This is a genomic window from Roseibacillus ishigakijimensis (genome assembly GCF_016595415.1).
In the GTDB taxonomy this organism is placed as follows: Bacteria; Verrucomicrobiota; Verrucomicrobiia; order Verrucomicrobiales; family Akkermansiaceae; genus Roseibacillus; species Roseibacillus ishigakijimensis.
This window is the reverse complement of sequence record NZ_JAENIO010000069.1, coordinates 1-6,081: the sequence shown is the minus strand read 5'-3', so window position 1 is coordinate 6,081 and position 6,081 is coordinate 1. Positions and strand designations below refer to the sequence as shown.

At 59.8% G+C, this 6,081-nt stretch carries 7 protein-coding genes; all 7 read right to left on the bottom strand.

Going from position 1 to position 6,081, the window contains the following annotated elements:
- Nucleotides 1–944 (bottom strand): ATP-dependent DNA ligase (locus tag JIN78_RS16355; protein WP_200393074.1); only part of this gene is annotated, 944 nt, incomplete at its 3' end.
- 6 nt (nt 945–950) lie between these two features.
- Complete coding sequence (locus JIN78_RS16350; protein WP_200393073.1) at nt 951–2,093, bottom strand: DNA polymerase III subunit beta; 1,143 nt, start codon at nt 2,091–2,093, stop codon at nt 951–953.
- 223 nt (nt 2,094–2,316) lie between these two features.
- The gene (locus JIN78_RS16345; RefSeq protein ID WP_200393072.1) at nt 2,317–3,840 is read right to left on the bottom strand and encodes an AAA family ATPase; all 1,524 of its coding nucleotides are present in this window, start codon (nt 3,838–3,840) and stop codon (nt 2,317–2,319) included.
- The gene (locus JIN78_RS16340; protein WP_200393071.1) at nt 3,837–4,112 is read right to left on the bottom strand and encodes a hypothetical protein; all 276 of its coding nucleotides are present in this window, start codon (nt 4,110–4,112) and stop codon (nt 3,837–3,839) included. The genes JIN78_RS16345 and JIN78_RS16340 overlap by 4 nt, the downstream gene beginning before the upstream one ends.
- 3 nt (nt 4,113–4,115) lie before the next feature.
- Complete coding sequence (locus JIN78_RS17380; protein WP_200393070.1) at nt 4,116–4,319, bottom strand: DUF2997 domain-containing protein; 204 nt, start codon at nt 4,317–4,319, stop codon at nt 4,116–4,118.
- Nucleotides 4,316–4,705 (bottom strand): DUF1257 domain-containing protein, encoded by a 390-nt coding sequence (locus tag JIN78_RS16330; protein WP_200393069.1) that lies wholly within the window; start codon nt 4,703–4,705, stop codon nt 4,316–4,318. The genes JIN78_RS17380 and JIN78_RS16330 overlap by 4 nt, the downstream gene beginning before the upstream one ends.
- Before the next feature lie 103 nt (nt 4,706–4,808).
- Nucleotides 4,809–5,825 carry a DUF3150 domain-containing protein gene (locus JIN78_RS16325; RefSeq protein ID WP_200393068.1) on the bottom strand — a complete coding sequence of 339 codons (1,017 nt, stop codon included), beginning with the start codon at nt 5,823–5,825 and terminating at the stop codon, nt 4,809–4,811.
- Nucleotides 5,826–6,081: the final 256 nt, after the last annotated feature.

Sequence of the window (6,081 nt, the reverse complement as noted above, 5' to 3'; positions counted from 1 at the left end):
GAACCGACCCTCGGCACCTCGTGGTTGGTAGGAACAGTGACATTGCCTGTCGACTGGAGGTCTCCCTGCTCGTTGTGCAGTCCCAAGCGCACGCTGCGCTTCTGGTTATGTCCTGTGACCACAAAGGTAGCCGTCTCGTAGAACTTATACTTCAGCTGGCTGCCTCCGCTGTTGGGTCGCCCGGGTGTGTAGGCCGCACGGATGTCTTTGAAGACGACTCCTTCTTTGTTCAGCGAACGAAGGTCGTGGTAGGTCTCATACTTGTCTTCTGGGGCGATGGCGGTGCTGACCCATTGCAAGGCGGTCAGGTTGGTGGGGACTAGCTGGATCAACAGCGTGTGTCGCTCGAGGTAGCCTCGCGGACGGAGGTCCTCGCCATTGGCCTCCAGGAGGTCGAAGACGTGCAGAACGTCGCCCACCGCCTCTCCGTCTAGGAGGAAATCTCCGGGCAGCTGAGAGGCCGCCTGGTGGATGGTCGCAGACAATCCGACCACAAGTCCCCGGCGATTGATGCCGATGATCTCGTTGCCGGTCTTGCGCACCATCAGGCGTCGACCATCGAACTTTTCCTGCAAACAGTGGGTCGACCCGAGAAGCAGGTCATGAAGTTCCGTGTCGGCGATCGGATTGAGAAGCTGACAGCGGATGCCCGTGTCTTCCTCTTGGAAAGCCGTGAACCGGTATTCGGCGCTTTCCTCTCCGGGCTGATAGCCTTTGCTCTCTTTCGTCCGCACGAGCTTCGCAAAGAGTTTCGTGGCCTCGTCATGGGAAACCGCACGTGGAGTCTTGGTCCCGGTCTTCAGGGTGGAACCGCGACGACCATAGGCGAAATTGACGGTGAAGCCTTCTTCGACCTTGTCGAGCGAGACCTGATAGACTTTGTCCGAATGGCCCTCGCGGTAAGAGAGAGTCACGGCCTCCATTCTTTCTTGCTTGGCTTTCATGTGTATTCAGTTGGCAAGGGCTCGGGCTTGGGGTGACTGCACCTGCACCGTGGGACGCATGGGCATGACCACACAGAACCCGCCCCGGGCGTTGCGCACTACCAGTGGACTCAAGGCGTCGCCAAAGTGAAGCACCGCTCCCACGTGCAAGGCCGTGGCCAGGAACTTGGGTTCCAGTTGCAAGACTGGCACGGGTCCCTCGACTCGTGCGGGCACCTCGACGGTTGCCACTGCTTTGCCGCTTCGGCCATGAACCAGCTCCAAGGAATGAGTGGTCGTTGCACGCAAGCTCACGGTGCACTCGCTTCCCTTGAGTCCCGTCAGCCAACGACGCACTGAGCGTTGTTCGGTTGGCGCGAGCGATACGGTCGCCTGCGAGTTTGCGGGGACAACTTGCTGCCACTTGGGAAAGTTTCCTTCCAAGGTCGAGCTGGTGAGCTGCACGGTTTCGCTGTGAAAACGAATCTGCTGGGCCCGGGCCTTTCCTAAGACCGTAACGGTAAGGTCCCGGGAGGTGAAGTGCCGGTGAGCGAGCACCTTGACTGCCGCCGAGGGGAGGACAAATTCCGCTGACATCGGCACAACGGCTGGGGTCGCGGCCAGACGCTTGCCATCGGTCGCCACCAGCATTCCGCCTTTTTCCGGCGAAAAGAAGACCCCGTTAAGGGTTTTGCGGGCGGAGTCGGTGGAGGCGGCGGGAGCAACCCTGGCAAGATCTTCCAGAGTCTTGGCCGGAATCAGGGTCGTGGGGCCCTCGAGTTCCGGGAGAGGCGGGAATTCGGAGGTCGACAAGGTGGGGTAGAGGGCATCGAGAGCCATCCCCCCTTGGATGCTGCCGAGGGCCAGGCCGGGACCCTCGTCGGTAGTTTGAGGGCCCATCTCTATCAAGCTATCGCCATCGGCTTTCATTGCAGCGCGGAAGGCTTCCGGAGGCAGGAGAAAGGCCATGGGCTCCTTGGTAGGATGGACCAGCTTGATCCGGGCAGTGAGCCGGATATTGAGAGTGGCCACAGTCAGAAAAGCGTGCCTCTTGTCAGCGCGCACCTCCACATGGTTCAGCACGGGAAGCTTGCTCGCGGCAAAAGGCAAACGCTTGCAAAGTTTACCCGCATCCTGAAAGGCGTGGGCTTCGATGGTTAGAGTATTCATTCTAGTAATAAGTTTCTGGTTAGTAGGTTTGTATTGGAAAGGTGGGAGGGCGCTTGTGCGCTGACCTCCCGGAGAAAAAAAGACCGCCGGGGAGAGAGCTGGTTCTCGTCAGCTCTCTCCACACGGCGGTGTTGTTACCCTGGTGTTCGGACTCACGCTGGGCGCGTCGGGTGGTCCGGTGGGTGAGGGAGAACTCGCACGAGTCCTCCGGCATGTTCGGCCCTCAGTTGGAAAGGGCGATACGACGGGTTCCGGCTGCGGTCCGGTCGTCCGGCTCGGGGCCTTGCGAAGCCTCCCGAGCTCGGCCTTTGGCCCATTGTCGCAGGGAGGCGATGCGCGCCTCCATCAGTTTGGCCAAGGGAACGGTATGGGCCATGGCGGCCATCAGGTCCTGTTCTGTTGGCTCGCGTCCCGCAGCGAACGCAAGGTGCAAAGCATCGACTGTCACGGCTTCGATTTCCGCTCCCGTGAATTGGTCGCTCAGGGTGGCGAGCGCTTCGGTATTGAAGTCCTCGGGCTTTCTCCCGTGACGCTCAATGACGATGTTCCAGATTTGTTGGCGCTCCTCTGATCCCGGCAGGTCGACGAAGAACATTTCATCAAAGCGGCCCTTACGCAGGAACTCCGGAGGAAGCTGGGAGATGTCATTGGCCGTTGCCACCACGAAGACCGGTTTCTCTTTCTCCTGCATCCAACTCAAGAAAGAGCCGAAGACCCGGGAGGAGGTTCCCCCATCGGTGGAGCCACTGGATTGACTTCCAGAGAAGCCCTTTTCGATTTCGTCAATCCAGAGAACACAAGGGGCAATGGCCTCAGAGGTGGCGATGACACTACGAAGGTTCGCTTCACTCTGTCCCACCACGCCGCCAAAGACGCGCCCCATGTCCAGCCGGAGCAGAGGAAGGCCAAAGGCTCCTGCGGTCGCTTTTGCCGTGAGACTCTTCCCCGTTCCCGGGAGGCCTACAATGAGCAGGCCCTTGGGAGCGGGTAGGCCGTAGTCCCGAGCCCGGCTGTGGAAAGCCCCCGCGCGCCCCTGTAGCCATTCCTTGAGTTGGCATAAGCCGCCGATATCATCGAGTCCGGTGGTTGCGGGAACCACTTCCAAGAGACCATTGCGTTTGAGCGTATTTGCTTTCTCCCGGGCGATGGTAATGGGGTCGATACCCTGGTTCTCGATGATGGAAAGAGCAAAGGCGTTTTCGGCTTCGGTCGTGGTCATTCCCAAAGCACTTTGCAGAGCGGCTTCCCTCTTTGGCCGGGTCAGGCGTTTGAGTTGGGCGGACTTGACGATGCCATCAAACACCGCGCCTAGTTCGGTGACCGTGGGCAAGTGATAGTCGATTAGGGTGACCTCGTGTTCCAGCTCTGGAGGCAACTTCAGGCGGCATCCGATGAGAAGCAGGGTATGGCCCTTGCTTTTGGCTAGGCGGAGGGTGTCCTTGAGACGACGAACCAGTTGCGGATCGCTTTGTTCAAGGTAGAGCTGCAGGTCGCGGAGCAGGACCACCAAAGGGATGGCGTCGTTGTTGAATGGAGTCGTGAGAAGCTCCAAGAGTTCCAGTGGGTCCGGGCACGGCGTCACCCGGCCTTCTTGGATATCGACGAGCCCTTCGGTGGAGGACCAGGCAAGGATTTTGCGTTCGAGGTCCCGGCAGACGGCCGCGACCTCGGCTTCGACACGGGCTTCCTCGGGGCTGACGATGGCCAGTCCCGGATAGCCCGCTTGGAGGTAAGTTGTGAGGTTCATGGGTTTGAGGGGTGAATGATTTGTTGATCAAAGGCGGATGTGCCGGCCTGCAGATGCTCGTGCTCCCACCGAACGCACTCGTCGCGCGAAGGGTGGGAGAAGAGCCGCTGCCCGGTGCGGGCGTCGAGGGTGTCCCATTGCTGGTTTTCGCGGTTGAAGATGATCTCGCTGGCTCGGACGACTGAAAGTCGTCCGAGGGATGCGAGGTCGATCTTCTCCGTGTAGAGGCAGCGGATGGGACCGCTCGGGCTGAAGCGGAGAGTGTGCTTCATGGTCTAGCCTTCCCCTCCGAGCTGTTGAGGGTTATGGAGCCTCTGCTCGCGTTTCCAAAAGAAAGGCTTGCGGGTCCGGGTCTTGGCTTTGCCGAGGGCGTTCTCAATGGCCTTGGTTGCCGCTTCGCAACCCCTTCCATTGAAGCCCTCCGCTTCGACCGTAATCTCACCCGCAGGCGAGACCGTGACTTGGATAGAGCGGCTCACAGGGAACCTCCTTCCAAGGTGAGCAGGATGGAGCCATCGGCTTCCACCCTGCGAGTGGTGCGAAGCCCACGCTTGCGGGCCTCGCGCAGGGTCTTGGCTACGCCGTAGCCCTGCAACAGCCGCCCGTAACCGGGACCAACTTCCTTGGCGACGTGACCGTCCCACCAATCGGTGGTCAAGCCATAGCTGCCGTCTTTCGCTTCCGAAGGCTCGACTGCGATGTCATAGGGGCCTTTCAGTTTGATGACGTGTGGAGCCTTGCGCACAAGGCCGCCGTAACCTCGGCAATCCGCGCGAGGCTGGAGTTCGAGATCGAGTTCGGCGCAAGCATCTTGCAGCGCGTCTAGGTCTCGAATCTGAGTTTGAATGGTCGTGAAGTGACTCATTATCTTTTAGTTTGCTGAGTTAGGGGTTGAATGCACGAAGGGCGGCCCCGTTATCGGAGCCGCCCTTCGTGAGAGTTGTTGTTTGGGTATTGGGAAAACGGACTCAAGCCACTGATGCCAGTCGGCGGGAGCCCATTTGCCCGAAGCGCGAAAGAACATCGCGCGCATCGCTTTCGGCGAGTTGCACAGCATTCTGACGCAATCGGGCCAGTCCGTCGGTGAGGTCGCTCATGGCTCCGCTATCCCTCCGGTAATCCTCGGCACTGCGGCTGAGGAGGTCGCGCCGGAATCGTTCCAGCGTGGCTTCCAGCTCTTCATCACCCGCAAAGTTGAGACTGCGGAAGTTGTCGATAAAGCTCGTGAGCCGATTGAGAGTGCGTTGGTGAACGCCATGTTCCGAGCCGTCGATCGTCGCGAGAACATCACTCGCCAGCCGAGCGGTTTCTGTCCGTAGAGAGGCCACGCTTTCTTGGATAAAGCGATTCAGGTCAGCCTGCAGTCTCCGCGAAGCCTCCTCTGCAATGCGCCGCCGGTCTTCCGAGGCTGCCATTTGTTCGACGCCTTCCGCCACCTCCAATCGAATGTGATCGGGAGCCGCGACTTGGAAGAGCCGGGTCTCAAACGCGAAACGCTTGGCGATTTCTCCCGCCGGGGGGAAGGACTGCTCGATGGTGGAAATGAGCCGCTCGGCACTGCCATTGAGGTGCAAAGCGGCCTCGCGCCACTCGTTCATGGCCTCGTCCCTTAGCGGGGCATAGCCTGCCACAAAGTCGAGGGTGGCATTGCGGAACTCTTCCCGCAGGGTTTCTAGCCGATCCGTGAGTTCTCCTAGCCGGGGATTGGGCACAAAGCGCCCGATGCCACCGAGGAAGGGAAAGCTCGCACTCTCAACCAAGGCATGGGTGCGGGACTCAATGAGTGCGAATGCCGAGAGAGCTTCACGTGGAATGAGCCGCTTGTGTCCCAGCTGAATGAGCCGGTCCGAGACATGGCTGGGATCGAGACCGAGGTCTTCGGGGTTGAGCCGCTTGCAACCGCGCCAGTAACGAACGGAGGTAGAAGCCAAAACTCCCCGCCGACAAACGGCCTCGAGGAGGTTCTGGTTTTGATGGGTATTCATGATATTAATTTTTGATTGGTTAGAATAGTATGCGATTGATAATGAAAAAGCGCCCGCCGGTATCGAACCAACGGGCGCTTGGGGGTGAACGGGTGGAGCGACGCTAATTGGGCAGCCACTCCGCGCATTCCGTGCGATACGAGCACCAACTGCAGGCCATTCCCGGTTGGGGATGGAACCGTTCGTTGGCGATGCCAGTCACTGCGATTTCCAGCAGGGCCGTCACCCGGCGCTTGCGGTGTTCGTCTGCGGGCGG